The organism is Streptomyces sp. NPDC002564 (assembly GCF_042889645.1).
GTDB lineage: Bacteria > Actinomycetota > Actinomycetes > Streptomycetales > Streptomycetaceae > Streptomyces.
The window spans coordinates 527153-543896 of the sequence record NZ_JBIARE010000005.1 but is presented as its reverse complement, the minus strand read 5'-3'; the positions used below and the strand labels follow the sequence as shown (position 1 = coordinate 543896).

The 16744-nt window shown below is 72.1% G+C and carries 10 protein-coding genes; 3 read left to right on the top strand and 7 right to left on the bottom strand.

The features are described 5' to 3' along the window. Positions 1 to 7 precede the first annotated feature (7 nt). Both ACFYXE_RS21360 and gntD read left to right on the top strand, forming a co-directional pair. Positions 8 to 1621, top strand: a complete 1614-nt coding sequence (locus ACFYXE_RS21360; RefSeq protein ID WP_389314553.1) for a condensation domain-containing protein — start codon at positions 8 to 10, stop codon at positions 1619 to 1621. Positions 1622 to 1663: 42 nt separating this feature from the next. Further along, a complete protein-coding gene (gene gntD / locus ACFYXE_RS21355) occupies positions 1664 to 2701 on the top strand; it encodes a guanitoxin biosynthesis L-enduracididine beta-hydroxylase GntD (RefSeq protein WP_361180177.1) in 1038 nt (345 codons plus the stop codon). A 72-nt stretch (positions 2702 to 2773) separates the two neighbouring features. On the opposite strand, the gene ACFYXE_RS21350 is transcribed toward gntD, so the two are convergent. Beyond that, on the bottom strand, positions 2774 to 5233 hold the full coding sequence (locus ACFYXE_RS21350; RefSeq protein ID WP_389314550.1) for an amino acid adenylation domain-containing protein: 2460 nt from the start codon (positions 5231 to 5233) through the stop codon (positions 2774 to 2776). A gap of 254 nt (positions 5234 to 5487) precedes the next feature. Then, the gene (gene rsgA / locus ACFYXE_RS21345; RefSeq protein ID WP_389314548.1) at positions 5488 to 6588 is read right to left on the bottom strand and encodes a ribosome small subunit-dependent GTPase A; all 1101 of its coding nucleotides are present in this window, start codon (positions 6586 to 6588) and stop codon (positions 5488 to 5490) included. Positions 6589 to 7038: 450 nt separating this feature from the next. Here rsgA and ACFYXE_RS21340 point away from each other — a divergent pair, with 450 nt between their 5' ends. Beyond that, positions 7039 to 8352 (top strand): cation:proton antiporter, encoded by a 1314-nt coding sequence (locus ACFYXE_RS21340; protein WP_389314545.1) that lies wholly within the window; start codon positions 7039 to 7041, stop codon positions 8350 to 8352. Positions 8353 to 8413: 61 nt separating this feature from the next. On the opposite strand, the gene ACFYXE_RS21335 is transcribed toward ACFYXE_RS21340, so the two are convergent. From ACFYXE_RS21335 to ACFYXE_RS21315, 5 genes are all read right to left on the bottom strand, one after another. After that, on the bottom strand, positions 8414 to 10180 hold the full coding sequence (locus ACFYXE_RS21335; RefSeq protein WP_389314543.1) for an NAD(P)/FAD-dependent oxidoreductase: 1767 nt from the start codon (positions 10178 to 10180) through the stop codon (positions 8414 to 8416). Next, entirely contained in the window at positions 10177 to 11967 is a 1791-nt protein-coding gene (locus ACFYXE_RS21330; protein ID WP_389314541.1) for an amino acid adenylation domain-containing protein, read from the bottom strand. Before ACFYXE_RS21330 ends, ACFYXE_RS21335 begins: the two co-directional genes overlap by 4 nt. A gap of 167 nt (positions 11968 to 12134) precedes the next feature. Then, a complete protein-coding gene (locus tag ACFYXE_RS21325; protein WP_389314539.1) occupies positions 12135 to 12914 on the bottom strand; it encodes a thioesterase II family protein in 780 nt (259 codons plus the stop codon). A 60-nt stretch (positions 12915 to 12974) separates the two neighbouring features. Beyond that, positions 12975 to 14591 carry an MBL fold metallo-hydrolase gene (locus ACFYXE_RS21320; protein ID WP_389314537.1) on the bottom strand — a complete coding sequence of 539 codons (1617 nt, stop codon included), beginning with the start codon at positions 14589 to 14591 and terminating at the stop codon, positions 12975 to 12977. 934 nt (positions 14592 to 15525) lie between these two features. Continuing rightward, positions 15526 to 16677: a hypothetical protein gene (locus ACFYXE_RS21315; protein ID WP_389314535.1), complete on the bottom strand. Its 1152-nt coding sequence runs from the start codon at positions 16675 to 16677 to the stop codon at positions 15526 to 15528. Positions 16678 to 16744: the final 67 nt, after the last annotated feature.

Below are 16744 nucleotides of genomic sequence, written 5' to 3'. Positions count from 1 at the left end.
GGCCGCCGTGGCTGACCTCGACCCGACGCGGCGCCTGTGCACGCTCTTCGCCGAGGCGCTCGAACTCGACCACGTCACCCCGGACACCGACTTCTTCCTCGCCGGCGGACACAGCCTGTCCGCGCTGGCCCTCGCCGTCTCCGTGGAGGAGGCCTTCGGCGTCCGCGTGCGGGTGCGGGACGTCTTCGAGTCCGCCACCCCGGAGCTCCTCGCCGCCCGACTGGCCAATCTCGCGCCCGGCACCGTTCCGTCCGCCGCCGCACCGCACCGGCCCCCGGCCGCGGCACCGGACGTTCCGGCGCCCGGCAGCACGCCGCCCGGGACGGCGGTCGCCGACGCCACCCGCTGGCTGTGGCTCGAACGGCAGCGCGCCGAGGGCGACTTCGGCGCGTACACCGTGCCCTGCCTGCTGCACGGCGAGGGCCCCGTCGACCCCGGCCGGCTGCGGGCCGCGCTGGCCGCCCTGGCCCGGCGCCACCCGGCGCTGCGGACCGTCTTCGTCGAGTTCCGTGGCGAGCCGCGCGCGGTGCTCACCGACGACGAGCCGCTGTTCGACGTGGTGGACGTGAGCGCGCGGGAGCTGAGCCAGGCACGGTTCGGCGCGCTGGTGGACGACCGGATCGCGGTGCCCTTCGACCCGGCGACGGGCCCGCTCACCCGCGCCACCCTCTTCCTGCGCACCGAGGCGCGCTGGTCGCTCCTGCTGCTCGCGGACCACCTCGTGTGCGACGGCCGCAGCCTGGAGATCCTCGCCCGACAGCTCGTGGCCGCCTACGCGGACCCGTCGGCCGCCGAGGCGCCGCGGGGGCCGTCCGTGCCCCGGCCCACGGACCCGGAGGCCGCGCTTCGCCACTGGCGGGAGGTCCTCCTGCCGCCCCCGGCGCCGCTGCCCCTGCCGGTGCGCGGCCCGCGCACCGAACCGGCCGGCGCGACCACCGCCATCGCCGCCCAGGAGATCGGCCCCGAAGCCCTGCGGCACCTCACCGACCTGGGCCGACGGCACCACGCCGGACCCTTCGCGCCGCTCACCGCCGCCGTCGCGCGCACCCTGGCCGGGCTCACCGGCAGCACGGACATCTGCCTGGGCACCCCGGTGGACCGCAGGGCGCTGCTCGGCGCGGAGGACGCGGTCGGCTTCCACATCGCGACGGTCCCGCTGCGCCTCGACGTCCGGGCGGACACGTCGGCGGACGACCTCGTGCGCCACGTCGCACAGCGCACGATGGACGCCGTCGACCACAGCGAAGTCGCCTTCGACGCGCTCGTGGCGGCGCTCGACCCGCCGCGCTCCCCCGGCCGCCCGCCGTTCTTCGACGTCTGGGTGGCGCTGTACCCGCACATCGACACCGGCCCGTGCGCGCCGGACGGCATCGCCCTGCGCGGCGGGCCGACCCCGCTGCGCGTCGGCATGTTCGAGCTGTCGTTCCAGTTCGTGGAGCACGCGCACGGGATGCGTCTGGTGCTCCAGTACGACACCCGCCGCTACGCCTCCGACACGGCGGAGCGGATCGTCCAGCGGCTCGTCGACGAGGTGACGCTCCTGCTGCGGGACCCCGCGGAGCCCGTACCCGCCGCGGAGCCCGCCCACCAGACCTTCGGCGGCTTCCGGTTCGACGCCTGATCCGGCCCCGGCACCCGGCCATCGCATCTGAGGAGAACGACCATGACCACGTCCATCACCCCCGATACCGGGACCGAGCTGCGGCTGACCGCGGACGAGGCCCGGCAGGTGTCCGACCTGACCCTGCGCCTGGCCGAGAAGTACCTCGCGGCCGACGACGAGCGGCTGCTGCAGGACCTGCCGCTGCTCACCGGTGACCTGCCGGAGCGGGTCCGGCGGTTCCTGCGCGCCTTCTCCCTGGACCAGGCCCGCGGCTTCTGCGCGGTCAGCGGACACCTGGTGGACGACGCGCGCATCGGCGCCACCCCCGCGCACTGGAAGGACGAGGAGCGCGTCCACCACGAACTGCCCGAGGAGATCCTGGTCCTGCTCTACGGTTCGCTGCTCGGCGAACCGTTCGGCTGGGCCACCCAGCAGGACGGGCACCTGGTCAACGACGTCTTCCCGATACGCGAGTACGAGCGCGCGCTGCTCGGCACCGGGAGCAAGACGCCGCTGACCCTGCACACCGAGGACGCCTTCCACCCCTACCGCGCCGACTACATCCTGCTGTCGTCGCTGCGCAATCCGGACTCGGTGCCGGTGACCGTCGCCGAGGCGGACTTCTCGGTGCTGCCCGACGACGTCCTCGACGTGCTGTTCCAGGACCGTTTCCACATCATCCCCGACACCTCGCACCTGCCGGAGAACAACACCGTGCGCACCGAGGAGGACCGGCTGGTCTTCGAGAACATCGCGCGGCTCATCGACGGACTCGGCCTGGTGCCGGTGCTGACCGGTTCCCGGGCCCGCCCGCTGCTCTGCTTCGACGCGACGCACATGTCGGCGCCGCCCGAGGACCCCGAGGCCGTGCGGGCCTTCGCGGCCGCCGCGGAGCTGCTGGACGCCAACCTGACCGACTGCGCGCTGGAGCCGGGCAGTTGCGTCTTCATGAACAACCACCGGGTGGTGCACAGCCGTACCGCCTTCGAGGCGCGCTACGACGGGACGGACCGCTGGCTCAAGCGCGTCAACGTCACCCACGACCTGCGCAAGTCCGGTGCGATGCGCCGGTCGCTCGGCTCCCGGCTCATCGGCTAGCGCCCCCGCGGGGGAACAGCGCGGCGGCCCCGGTCCTGGGTGGACCGGGGCCGCCGCCGTGCGTGGTGCGGGTTACTCCTTCGGGTCGGGCTTGGCGTTGCGGACCAGCTCGGCGACCTCGCGGATCGTGGGCGTCAGGAAGAAGTCGCCGAGGTCCACGCCGGCCCCCAACCGCTTCTCGATGGCGTCCAGGACGTTGATCGCGAGCAGGCTGTGGCCGCCCTCGTCGAAGAAGTCGGCGTCGGGGTCGACGGGCCCGGAGCCGAGGACCTCCTCGAAGATGGCCGCGACCGTCGCCGTCACCTCGTCGCCACCGGACGCCGCCTGCGCGGACGCCCCGGCGGACGCTCCGGTGGCCGGCTCGGCGGACCGCTGCGCCGGGACGGCCGCCTCGGCGAGCCCGACCAGGGCGCCCCGGTCGATCTTTCCGCTGACCATCCTCGGCAGGTCGTCGAGGAGGGTGAGGGAGGTCGGCACCATCGCGGGCGGCAGCGCGGCCGCGGCGCCCGCCCGGATCTCCTCCACCGTGGTGTCGGGGGCGGTCAGCCAGGCCGCGAGCGAGGGGGCGCCGTCCGGTCCCGGCACCACGGCGACCGCGGCCTGGGAGACGCCCGGCAGCAGCGTCAGCACGCTCTCCACCTCGCCCGGCTCCACCCGGTGCCCGCGGATCTTCACCTGGTCGTCGGCGCGCCCGGCGAACTCCAGCATGCCGTCCGGACGCCACCACACCAGGTCCCCGGTGCGGTAGCTGCGTCCGCCCGGCGCCCCGGCGTCGGCGACGAACGCCGCGGCCGTCAGATCGGGACGGTTGCGGTACCCGTCGGCCAGGCCGTGGCCCGCCAGGCGCAGTTCGCCGACGAAGCCGACCGGCAGGGCGCGGCCGTCGGCGCCGGTCACGGTGGCGACGGTGTTGCCGATGACGTGGCCGATCGGCAGGCCGGGGCCCGCGTCCGTGCCGTGGTCGAAGGCGGTGGCGCCCACCGAGCTCTCGGTCGGGCCGTACTCGTTGATGAGCCGGACGCCGGGCAGCCGCTCGTGGTGGCGGCGCACCAGGTCGGCCGTGGTGGCCTCGCCCGCGACGGTGACGGCGTGCAGCGCGTCACCGGCGCCCGCGAGGTCGTCCAGGAGGACCCGGTACAGGCTCGGGACGGTCGTCAGATGGGTGACCCGGTGCCGCCGCGCCAGCTCGGCGAGCTGGCGCGGAAGCAGGCTGTGGGTGTCCGCGAGGATCAGGTGGCCGCCGGTGGCGAGGACCGGGAAGAGGTCGGCGACGGAGCTGTCGAACGCCAGCGACGGCAGCTGCAGCAGGCGGGTGTCGGCGTCGAACCGGTGGTTGCCGATCTTCCAGTGCACGTAGCTGGCGATGGCGCGGTGCCGGACCTCGACGCCCTTGGGCCTGCCGGTCGAACCCGAGGTGTACACGACGTACGCGAGGTCGTCGGGGAGCGGGCCCGCGGTGTCGGGCACGCCCGCGTCGGTGGACGTCTCGGCGGCGGCGCGGATGTCGAGGACCGGGGCGGTGAGCCCGGCGGGCAGCAGCGCGCGCATCTCGGGTGCGGCGAGCACGGCCGAGCAGGCGGCGTCGTCGAGGATCTCGGCGAGCCGGGGTGCCGGTGAGCGCGGGTCGAGGGGTACGTAGGCCGCGCCGGCGAGCAGGGTGCCGGTGATCGCGGGCACGGCGTGGACGGACTTGCCGGTGAGCACCGCGACCCGGTCGCCCCGGCCGATGCCCGACGCGTGCAGTCGGCCGGCCACGGCACGCGCGGCCTGCCAGAACTCCCGGTAGGTCAGGGTGTCGGGGCCCGCGACGACCGCGGTGCGGTCCGGGTGGGCGCGGACGGCTTCCTCGATCGGCGCGGTCAACGTCGTGCTGACGGCGTCCGGTTCGAAGGTGCGGCGGCCGAACGCGGTCGCCGTCGTCACGTCGTCGGGGGCGGCCTGCGCCAGTGCGGCGACGGCGCCGTGCGGGTCGCCGAATCCGGCCAGCACCTGGGAGACGGCCCGCAGCAGGATGTCCAGGAACCATGCCTCGGCGCGCTCGGGGCCCGCGTCGGCGACGAGTTCGCGGCCGCCGTCGGCGGCGGGCGCGGTCAGGGTCAGTTCGACGGTGTCCCGCTCGGGTGCCGGCTCGGCGGGGGCCGCGCCGACCCGGGCCGAGCGGACCAGGACGGCGCCGGTGAGGGCGGTCGCCGCGTCGGCCGGGGCGGGTGCCGAACGCAGCGCGGCGTCGACGGCCCGGATCACGTGCGCGACGGTGGGCAGTGCGGCCAGGTCGACGCCGCACAGCACCGGGCCCGCCGGTCCCGACACGGCCAGCGCGGGTTCGGCGGTGTGCTCCGCCGCGCCGACCACCACCGTGGTCGCCGCGGTGAGGCCGACCAGCTCCTCCAGGGGTCGTCCGCCGGACACCTTGGCGAGGCCTGCGGCCGCGGCGGTGGTGAGCGGGAGTCGCGCGTGGGCCCGCGCGGGCCGCGGGGCGTCCTGGCGGCGCGGGCGGATCGTGGTGGCGGGCACAGCAGAGTCGGATGTCACTGGCGCATTCCCTTGCTCTGGGACCGATTCCGGGATCGATGGGGACAACTGCCCGTCGGCACGGCGGTGTTCGGCGCGCGGCGCGCCGCCACCGGATCCGGGGCAGGCGCGTCGTGACCGGCTGTGAACACCGCCCCGGGCGCGCGGGTGGGCGCGCCCCTCACGGAGAACTGAGACGACCTGTGCGGGGCCGGGACGCGGGCGGGCAGGCGGGTGCCTGCCCGCCCGGGGTCCGGCCGGGTTCGCGCCGCGCGTCAGCCGCGCTTGGCGTGCATGTTGGCCATGCCTTCCTTGCCCTGCGCCTTCAGGGCCTTCAGCCGGTCCTGGCGCAGGCGCGCGTCGCTGCGCGAGGCGATCCACTGGTTCTCCCGGACCAGCTTGCGGTAGCTGTCCAGGCGGCGCTGCTGCAGCATGCCGTCCTCGATGGCCTCGATCACCGCGCAGCCGGGCTCGGCGACGTGCTCGCAGTCGCGGAAGCGGCACTCCTCGGCGAGCTCCTCGATCTCCGAGAACGTCTGCTGCAGGCCGTCGGTGGCGTCGTACATGCCGACGCCGCGGATGCCGGGGGTGTCGATGAGCACGCCGCCGCCGGGCAGCGGCATCAGCTCGCGGGTGGTCGTGGTGTGGCGGCCCTTGCCGTCGCTGCGGGTCTGCCGGGTCTCCATCACGGAGCGGCCCAGCAGGACGTTCGCGATGGTGGACTTGCCCGCGCCCGACTGGCCGACCAGGACGCTCGTCCCGGTCAGGAGCGCCGAGAGGATGTCCATGCCGTCGTCGGTGGTGGCGCTGACGACGAGGACGTCCACGCCGGGCGAGGCCTGCTCGACGGTCTCGCGGACGGCTTCCGCGTTCTCCGCGAGGTCCGACTTGGTGAGGATCATCAGCGGCTGGGCGCCGCTCTCCCAGGCGAGGGCGAGGAACCGCTCGATCCTGCCGAGGTCCGGCTCGGTGTCCAGCGCCACGACGACGCCGATGGTGTCGACGTTCGAGGCGAGCACCTGGCCCTCGGAGCGCTGCGACGCACTGGAGCGGACCATCGCCGTACGCCGGGGCAGCAGCGCCTGGACGTACGTCCCCGCGGCACTGACCGAGACCGCCGCCCAGTCGCCCGTACAGGGCATCTTCATCGGGTCGGGGTCCGCGACCGGACCGGTGTCGGCGTGCACGACGGTCACCTCGGAGTCGCCGTCGGCGATCACGACGTCGCAGCGGCCGCGGTCGACGCGGATGACCCGGCCGGGCACCCATGAGGCGTCCGCCACGGAGGAGAAGTGGTCGTCGAGTTCAGGGGACCATCCGTAGGCCTCCAGCGGCCGCGGGTAGATCGAATCGGCCGAAGAAGATGAGTGACGCAACGCGATGAGCCCTTCGGGAGGCGTTTCCGGCCGGGGGGACGCAAGTCGGGATTGCACCGGCGGCTGGTCGAGGAGACGGAGGGGTGGGCTGCTTTGTGGGGCGCCGCAATGGCGGTGGCGGCAAATAGCCGCCCCCGGCCTTGGCCGACTCCGACGCACCAGGCATTTAATGCCGTTGACGCTACGACAGCCCCGGGCGCCCCGCAACACCTTTCAATGGTGATCGGCTTGAACTTCCCGATCAAGAGCGCAAGTTCCCTCTATCGGAGATCATCCTCCGTTAGAGTGAGCGCACCATCCCCCGTTGCACGCGCGTCGAGTTCCACTCCGCCGGGGGCAATCACCCACATCAGTGCGGACGCCCCGATCCCATCAACGATCACCGGGCGTCCCGTCCACCGCACTCAACTCAACTCCACTCCTGCGTAAACCGATATCAGGGGGATTTCTGTGAGCCCGGACGAGACCATCACCCATCTCATGGGTGCGACCGCCGTGATCCTGGCGGCCGCCCACGGGGCGGGCATGCTGGCACGCAAACTAGGACAACCTTCCATAATAGGCCAGTTGATAGCGGGCATCGCCCTGGGGCCGAGCCTGCTGTCCCAACTCCCGGCCTCCGTGGGCGAGACGCTCTTCCCGGCCGAGATCGCACCGATGCTGACGGCCCTGGGCCAGGTGTCGCTCGTGCTCTTCCTCTACTTCGTCGGCTACGAACTGGACCTGGGCCTGCTGCGCGGCCGCTCCCGGTCCACGCTGTCCGTGGCGATGGCGGGTTTCCTGGTCCCGATGGCGCTCGGCGCGGGTGCCGCACTGCTGTTCCGCGGCACCCTGCACGACCTCGGGCTCCCCGAGGACATGTCGGCGCGCTCGGTCGTCTTCCTCGCCGTCTCGCTGTCCATCACGGCCGTCCCCGTGCTGATCGTCGTGGTGCGGGAGAACGGCCTGGCCGGCACCGTGCCCGGTGTCGTCGCCGTGTCCGCCGCCGGTCTGATCGACGTGGTGGGCTGGTCGGTCCTGCTCGGCACCATCATGGACAGCGGCGACGGCTCGGGCATGTCGCTGCCGGTGCGCCTGGCCCTGCTCGTCGTGCTGATCGCGGTGCTGGTCTGGCCCGCGCGCCTGCTGCTGCGCCGCCTGATGCGCTCCCCCAATGTGTCCTCGGCGGCCCGCCTCTCGGTGCTGATCGGGTTCGCGTTCGCGGCGGCCTGGGCGACCAGCGCCCTGGGCCTGCACGTCATCTTCGGCGCGCTGCTCGCCGGCGTGGTGACACCGCGGGAGCCGGACGGCACGCTCAGCCCGGACCTGGTGCGCTCGCTGGACAGCATCGGCTCCCTGCTGCTGCCGTTCTTCTTCGTGGTGTCGGGCCGGAGCGTGTCCATCGGCTCCCTGGACGGCACCGCGGTCGCGGTCCTCGTCGGGGTCACGGTCCTCGCGGTCTTCGCCAAGGTGGTGCCGGGGGCGCTGGCGGCCCGGATGTCGAAGCTGGACAACCGGACGTCGATGACGATCGGGGTCCTGCTGAGCACCCGCGGCCTGACCGAGCTGATCGCGCTCAACGCCGGGTACCAGGCCGGTCTGCTGAGCGGCCCGCTCTACACCGTCCTCGTCCTCATGGCGATCGCGACGACGCTCCTGACCCAGCCGCTGCTGGTCCTGGTGCAGCGCGTCTGGAAGAAGGACGAGGAGGCCGGGGCCCGGGGCGCCGAGGGCGCCCCGGACGGCGCGGCGAAGACCGTGGGCGCCGGCCACAAGCAGGCCTGACCCTCGCGGGCAGCACGAAAGGGCGGAGGGGAAAACCCCCTCCGCCCTTTCGTGCTGTGCGTTACGCGGGGGCGGACGACCGCGTGCGGTACAGCGCCCGCATCTCCTCCTCCAGGGCCTTCACCTCGTCCAGGCGCGGGCGGCTCTTCGGCTCGAAGAGGCCGTCCTTCTCCCAGCGCTCCGGGTCCAGGCTCAGCACCGCCACGTTGAGCCAGCCGCGCGCCCTGACCTCCTCCAGGCGCTCGGGCAGCGCGTCCTCCAGGGCGAGGTAGAAGATGACGTGCGCCAGCTCCTCGATGCGGTCCAGGCCGTCGCGCACGCTGGTGAGGACCGTGCCGTAGTCGGGAGTCCGTTCGCCGGGCAGGTTCTGCACGAAGAGCCGGGCGAGCGTCGGCACGTCGTCGAAGTAGTCGATGTAGTCGTACTCGAAGGCGCCGCGATAGGCGCGGGCCCAGCTCTGGAAGAGGTTCATGATGTTGCCCTGGGTCGCGATGGCGTGCGCGCCCAGCGAGCTGAGCGTGGTGCTCGCCGACTCGTCCAGGAAGGTCTTCCCGTAGAACTGCGGGTCGGAGAAGGACCATCCGACGTAGTAGTCCCAGATGGTCTTCAGCGACATGATGACGGCGTTGTCGTGGAAGACGTACGAGCCCTGGATGTTGTTGGTGAGCCCCTCGGCCAGCGAGAGGAACCAGCGGTTGGCGTAGCGGACGTAGCCCTCGTCGAAGGAGTCCTTCGCGTCGCGCCCGACCATCTCGGTCACGAAGCTGTTCGCGTAGCCGATCAGGTTGGAGCCCACCGAGTAGTACGGGTCGGCGAAGACGCCCGCGTCGCCGACGCACGCCCAGCGGTCCTGCGAGAACACCTGGTGCGAGGAGTGGCTGTAGTTCTTCAGGACGCGGAAGTCCAGGACCGGCAGTTCGCGGATGGCCGGGTCGAAGCCCGGGACCCGCTCGACCACGAAGTCGATGGCCTTCTCGATGCGGTTGAACTTCGTGACGGGGTGCAGGTCGTCGGAGACGACGATGCCCACGCTGGTGTGGTCGGGGGCCAGCGGGATGGCCCAGACCCAGCCGCCCTTGAACATGAAGTGGTTGGTGGAGTTCCAGCGCGGCTCGGTGATCCGCTCGTGCCAGTCGGTGTGCTCGGCGTCGACCACCTGGTCGGTGTCGAGGCGGCCCTCCAGGCGGAACCAGACCGAGTTGTGCGGCTTGGGGTAGCGCTTGGTCAGGTCGAGCTTGCGCTGCAGCAGCCGGTGCCTGCCGGTCGCGTCGACCACCCAGCGGCAGGTGACGGTGGTGGGCTCCTGCTCGCCCTCGCCCTCGCCGTCGGGCTGATAGGTGACCCGGTGCGGCGCGTCCTGCTCGCCGAGCTCGATGTCGAGGACCTTGACGCCCTGGGTGAGCACGGCTCCGGCGCCCTCGGCCACCACCCGCAGGTGCTCCTCCAAGGAGCCGCGGTTGAGCTGGTAGGACTTCGCGGGCAGGAACCGGTTGACGCCGAACTCGGTCTCCTGCTGGAGCCCGCCGCCGTCGCCGTCCCCGTAGAAGTACCGCAGGCCCAGCTTCTCCAGCTGGTGCTCGTCGAGGTATTCGCGCAGGCCGATGACGGTGTCGAAGTAGTACGCCCCCACCTCGACCGACGACTCGCCGACCTTGAAGGCCGACAGCGGGATCGGCGAGCGCTCCCGCTCGCACACGAGGACCGAGAGCGACGGGTACGCGTCCTTGAGCTGCTTGGCCAGGCAGAGCCCGGCCAGTCCGCCGCCCGCGATGACCACGTCGTAGTCGACACCGGTGAATATGGATTCCGTACCGCGTTTTCCGCTCAAGATGTACCCGCCTTGTCGTTCTGTCGGTTCTCGATGGTTCGGGCCAGACTCCGGATGGTCCGGTCCGTGTAGACAGCCGAGTTGTCCAGTTGGACGCCGAGCCGCTCCTCGACGCCCGCGACCAGGTCCATGACGCTGAGGGAGTCGCCGCCGAGGTCGAAGAAGTCGTCGTCGAGGTCGATGCGCAGGGGCGCGAAGAGCTTCTGCCAGATCTCCAGGAGAACGGCCTCCACCCGCGTCGCGGGCTCGGGGCCGGAGCCGGTGCGGCCCACGGACTCCTCGTACAGGATGCCGAGGGCCGCCTCGTCGGCCTTGCCGTGCGGGGTGAGGGGCAGCGAGTCGACCGGGACGATCGCCGACGGCACCATGTAGCCGGGCAGGTTGTCCTGCGCGAACGCCCGCAGCCGGTCCACGTCCTGGGCCGCGGGGCCCTCGACGAAGGCGATCAGGAGCGGCGTGTCCGCGTCCGTGTCGCGGCGCAGGAGGTGGACGTGGCGGACCCCGTCCTCCTTGGAGAGGATCTGGGCCACGTGTCCCAGTTCCACGCGGCGGCCGCGGATCTTCACCTGCCCGTCCCGCCGCTCGATGAACTGCAGGTCACCGCCCTCGAACCGGCGGACGATGTCCCCGGTGCGGTAGAGCCGCTTGCCCGCGGCCGGCGCGGTGGCGGGCGTGAAGAACCGCTCCGCGGTCAGCTCCGGGTTGCCCAGGTAGCCGCGGGCCAGGCCCACTCCGGCCAGGTGGAGTTCGCCGATGCCGCCGGGCGCGACGGGTGCGCCGTCCTCGTCGAGGACGAAGGCCTCGGTGTTGTCGATCGGTTTGCCGATGAGCACGCTCTCGTCGGTGGCGGCCAGGGCGTGCACGGTGGAGCAGACGGCGTTCTCGGAGGGGCCGTACTCGTTGTACAGGCGCACGTCGGGAAGCCGCAGGAAGTGTTCCTGGGTCACCTTGGTCGTGAACCACTCCCCGGCGATCGTGACGCTGCGCAGGGAGGTCAGCCGCTGGGCCGTCATGGCGCCCAGGAGGCGCTGGTACAGCGCGGGGGTGATCAGGAAGTGGGAGACGCCGCGGTGTTCCATCAGGCCGGTCAGGTACGACCGGTCGGTGATGCGGTCCCGGCGCGGCAGGAGCAGCCGGGCGCCCGACGTCAGGGCGCAGAAGGTGTCCGCGACGGCGCTGTCGAACGACGGCCGCGGCATCGCCAGGGTCACGTCGTCGGGGCCGAATCCGTAGTAGGCGTTGCGCCAGGTCAGCGTGTTGACGATCGAGTGGTGCTCGACGGCGATGCCCTTGGGGGCGCCGGTCGTGCCCGACGTGTACATCACGTACGCGAGGTCGGTGGACGTGGCCGTCGGCTCCGGGTCGGACTCCGGGGTGGTGAGGCCGGGGCCCATGACGTCGATGACGAACAGTCCGCCGCCGAAGAACACGGCGCCCGCCGCCGACGACGACTCGATGACCATCGCGGCGGGTGCCACGTCCTCGATGATCCGCTGGGTCACCCCGGGCGGATTGTCGGGGTCCAGGGGGACATAGGCGCCACCGGCCTTGAGAGTGGCCAGCATGGCGACGATCATGTCCGGTGGCCGCCGGACCAGGATCGCCACCCGGTCATCGGGGCGTATTCCGCAGTTGTCGCGCAGGTGGTGGGCCAGTCTGTTGGCCCTGCGATTGAGCTCGCCGTAGGTAAAGAATTCGTCTTCGAATTCCAGGGCGATGTTTTCCGGGGCCGTTCGTACGCATTCCTCGAAAAGGAAAGTCAGGGTCTTCGGATCGTCACGGTTCATCGACAAACGTCCCCCTGCGGAATTAACGTGAATTCTCAGCTCGAGTAGCCTAGCCGCCGCCGATCGGGTGATCAAGGGGCCAATTAATGCTGCTGTGATGTCATTTCGGGGCCGGGCGCATGTCGAAACACCCGGCCCGCGAAAGGCCCGGTCAGCACTGTTCCTGCCTAGCAATCAAGGGCGCGGACGAGTGCGCCGGTCGTCTCGGCCCGCGCCGTCTGCGGAAAGAAGTGGCCGCCCGGGACGGGGACGACCTCGAACGGCCCTGCGCACAGCGATCGCCAGCTCGCCGCCTCGCCGGCCGTCACCACGGGGTCCTCGTCCCCGTACATCACCGTGACCGGTGTGGTCAGGTGCGAGCGGACCGACGGCGGGCAGTAGGCCGCCTGTGCGGTGAAGTCCGCGCGCAGCACGGGGAAGAGCCATTCGCGGTAGCCGGGGCGGCTCAGGCCCGCGGGGTTGGCGCCGAGTCGCTTCCAGAGCAGTTCGATCTCGTGGTCGTCGCCGGGCGGCTCCAGTTCCGTCGCGCCCGGCGCGACCGCCGCGAGGACGATCAGGTGCTGCGGCGGCCGTCCGGCCCGCGTCAGACGGTGCGTCAGTTCGTAGGCCAGGGCGGCCCCGAAGCTGTGTCCGACCAGGACCAGCGGATCCGGCAGCGCGAGGACGTCCGGGAGCACCTCGTCGATCAGCTCGTCGACGGAGGCGAGTGGTCTCTCGCCGCCGCGCTCCTCACGGCCGGGACCCACGTGACCGTAGAGGGTGAGCCGGTCGGGGAGCAGGCGCCGCCAGGGCGCGAAGCCGGTCGCTCCCCCGCCCGCGCACGGGAAGCAGACGAGGGTGGCGCGGCCGGTGCCGCCCGCGCCCGGGTGAGGAGTCGACGTCGGCGGTGGGGCCGGTGGACCGAAACGGCGCAGCGGCGCGGCGCCGTGCCCGGTGTTGCTCTGCATGTACGCACCACCCAAGAGGTTCTGTGACGGGCACAGCGGGGACGGGGTACCGCTCGGCGGCTACTGGCCGTTCGGGGGGACGACTGGCCAGGTGCGCTCGCCGCGGTCGCGCAGCAGCTCGGCGGTGACGCCGCGCTCGGCGGTGAGTCGGCCGAGCACGGCGGCCTGCTGGACCGGCTCGGCGTCCGCCTCGTACTCGGATCCGGTGAGGTGCTTGAGCCAGGGTTCGAGACCCATGGCGTAGGCGTAGACGTGGCGGGCGTTGAGCTGCCGGGCGAGCTGGTCGGCCTGGGCGGCGTCGCTGCCCTTGAGGCGGCGGCCCTTGTTGTGCTCACGGGAGAGCTTGCCCTCGAGGAAGGGCCCGTAGAGCCAGCTGAGGGGGGCTCCGACGCATTCGAGGCCGATGAAGAGGGCGTCGAGCGGGGCCTCGGTCAGGCCGGGGACGTTGTCGTAGAGGGCGGGTTCGAGCGGGGTGATGTCGGTGGCGAAGAGGAACCTGCGGCCGCCGGCCCGGACCAGGGGCACCATCTTGGTACGGATGTCGAGGTCGGCGTGCTCGCCCAGGAAGGGCAGGCCGGTGACCTCGACGTCGCCCGCTATGCGGCGGGTCTCCAGCTCGCTGAGCTCCTGGACGTCGGGGAAGCCGAGCGCTTCGAGCATGGTCTTGAGGCTCGGGTCCGCCAGTGAGCCGCCGGAGGCGCGCGGGACGAGGATCGTGCCGATGCGGGTGCGCAGTTGGAGCAGCGTCTCCAGCGAGAAGTGGTCCGAGTGGAAGTGGCTGATGACCACGGCGTCGATGCGCCGCGGGAGGTCCTCGATGGTGAAGTGCTCGTGGCCGTCCTCGGTGTAGCCGATGAGGGGGTCCAGGAGGACGGAGGTGTCGCCGGTCTCGATGAGCACGGACGCGTGGTTCAGGTAGCGCACCCGGACGTCCCCGGCCGGGGGCGGGGTGTGGGCCGCGGGCGGGGTCGCGTGGAACAGCGCGGTGAACGCGGGGAGATCGGCGTCGTCGATGCCGAGGCGCTCGGCGAGGCCGGGGACGTCGACGGGTTCGAGGCGGGCGGCGAACAGCTCGTCCCACAGCGGCGAGTCGAAGGGCACGTCGATGTCCAGGCGGTCGGCGCTCGGCAGCACGGGGCTGCTGTACACGAACGGCTGGGCCTTGGGCGCGGCCAGCAGGGAGACGCACTGCCCGTGGCGCTCGAAGGCCGGCGAGGCGTACATCAGCGACTCGAAGAACCGGAAGGTGGGCCGGTGGGCGGTGTCGTAGACGAGCTCGACGCGTCCGCGGAGCGAGGCGGGGACCTGGGGGTAGAGGGACTCCATCGACCCGCCGAGCGCCTGTTCCCGCAGCAGGGTGCGGAGTTGGTCGATGTCGTCGGCGAGCTGGAGCTTGGCCGCGCCGTCCTTGACCATGGCCTCGCGGGCGGCCTGTACGTCGTCCTGGCCGGCGCCCTGCGGATCGAGGAAGGGCGCGCCGTAGCGGTGCGGGTCCGCGACGACCGAGTCGTGGATGTGCGGAGCCTTCAAGTAGCTGTCCACGATGGGCAGGAGGCGGTCCCGCAGGTTGAGGGCACCGGTCTGGGGAGCCAGGAGATAGGGCCACGCGTACCAGCGGTGCAGCAGGGGCTGCGCGACCACGGACGGGCGGAGGTAGAGCTTCTGGTGTGCCGGCACGGTACTTCCCTCACTGTCGATGATGTCGGTGGGTGGGGATGGTTCGCGGCATGGGCGTGCGTGCGCGCGTCGGTCGTCAGGAGGGCGCAGGGCGCGGGGTGTGCGGCCTGGCCCCGGGGGAGACGGTCGTGTCACCGGGGGTTCGAAGCGGTCGTGTCACCCGGTTCGAAGGACTCGGGTGGCCGGGTTCGTGGCAGTGGTGCGGTGCCCTGTATGAGGTTGGGTCGGCCCTCTACGTCGCAGCTCCGTTCATGTCTATCACAGACGGCAGTTCATGAATCCGGCGATTTCGACAGGCCAGTTGGGAATCGATCAACGCGCTGATGCATCTCTAACTTCGATCCCCCGAGTGATTCAAGGCGAACGCAAAGTGACATGGATTACATGGAGCGGGGCCGCGCGTTCGTGCTTCACTGAGCCCTCTTCGGCCGCCCCACCGGCAGGTTCGGCCCGCGGGCTCCGCACCGACCGCCGGGTGGCCCCGCACCCGCGCCGGTCAGCGACGATGCCGTCGCACGGGTGGGCGCGGGCCCCGCCGCCGGGCACCCGGAAGACCGCCCCGGCCGGGTCAACTCGCCGGTCGCCGGGGCCAATTGAGGGCACCCCTCGGAATCCGCATTCATACGGCCCGTCGAGGGTGGGTAGGAATCAAGGTCCCGACTCCGCGGCCCCGTCTTTGTCGGCGTCTTGGCGCCCCCAACTCCCTTTCGGCAAAGCCTTAGGCAAAGCCGGGGATAAACGGGTGACGGCAGGGGTAAGAAGGAGCCGGGTCATACGATCACACGCCTGAAGACAGGAGCGTTCATGTCCCGGGCGCACCTCTGCCGTGCCGTCGGCGCACCCGGCCGCGACGGCGCCGTCCGGCACACCGTCCCCGCGTCCGCCCCGCCCCGGCGCCACGGACAGGGGCTCGCCGGCGCCGGACGGAGACGGCCTACTTGCCGGGGTCCCGGAAGCGGCCGAAGACCTTCGTGAGCGTGTTCAGCGGCGAGCCCTCGCCCTTGGCCGCGCCCGCCGCGGGCGGCCGGGGCACCCCGTCGCCACCGGTCACCTCGGCCAGTGCGGACTGCGCCGCCTCGGCCGCCTCCCGGTACAGGTCACGGGAGTTCGTCATCGCTTCGAGGGCTTCGGCGTACCGCGTCACCATGGCCCGGGCGTGGGTGAGCTCCTCGTCCGGGGTGAGCAGGTGCCAGCCCTGGCGCAGCCGGTTCAGGGCCTGCTCCGCCTCGGCGGACAGCGGTCGCGGCAGCGCGGCGAACTCCTGGATCCGGTCGAGGAACTCCGTCGGCTCCGAGCCGTCCAGGAAGACGCTGCGCACCGTGAACCGGTCCGCGTCATACTCCGCACCGGGCGGCACCGTGGGCAGGACGACTCCGCCGCCGCGCGGCATGCGCACGCTCAGCTCGCGCTTCAGCGCGAAGTCGGCGATCTGCGCCTGCTCGGGCGTGGCCCGGTGCTCGATCACCTGGTGGCGCAGGCTCGGCGGCAGGAACGTGGCGACGGGCCGCTGCCCCTGGGCGTCCGGCGTCATCGCCTCGTGCACCACGAGGTGGATGTACCAGCTCTGCCGGGCGCAGTCCCGCAGCAGGTGCCGCAGTTCGTCGTCGTCCTTCGGCAGGTGGTTCGTCGCGCGCAGCCGGACGTCGGCGACCGTGTCGTGGTCCCAGGGGACCCGGTCGCTGTCGGGCCAGAACATGGTGGCGGGCGAGGGCCAGTGCGCGTCCCACACCTGCTCCGCCTCGGCGGCCAGGACCCAGGTGACGCCCTCGCCCTCCTTGCGGCGGGTCTCGGGGTCGTACGTGGTCAGCTGGGCACGCACGGTCACCTCGTCGGCCACGCGCCAGCGGGCCTCGAAGAGACGGCGGGCCGCGGGGCCGGGGTCGGCGGCCTCGTCCCGCGGGTGCAGGACGGAGGTGCGGGCCGCCTCGACGGGGTCGAGGTCCGCGAAGTCGTCGAGCACCCCGGCCGCCTTGAGGGCGATCAGGTTGCGCCGGACGTCCTGCTCGGGCTCGGGCCCGAGGTGACGGCCGCGCGCCAGCCAGACGGTGTCGGGGGCGGTGGTCGGTGAGCTGGTGTTCTTGGCCATGGAGTCGTTCTGTGGGTGATCGGGGCTCGACCAGTATGGTCCGTCAGCCTGTCAATGGAAGCAGTTT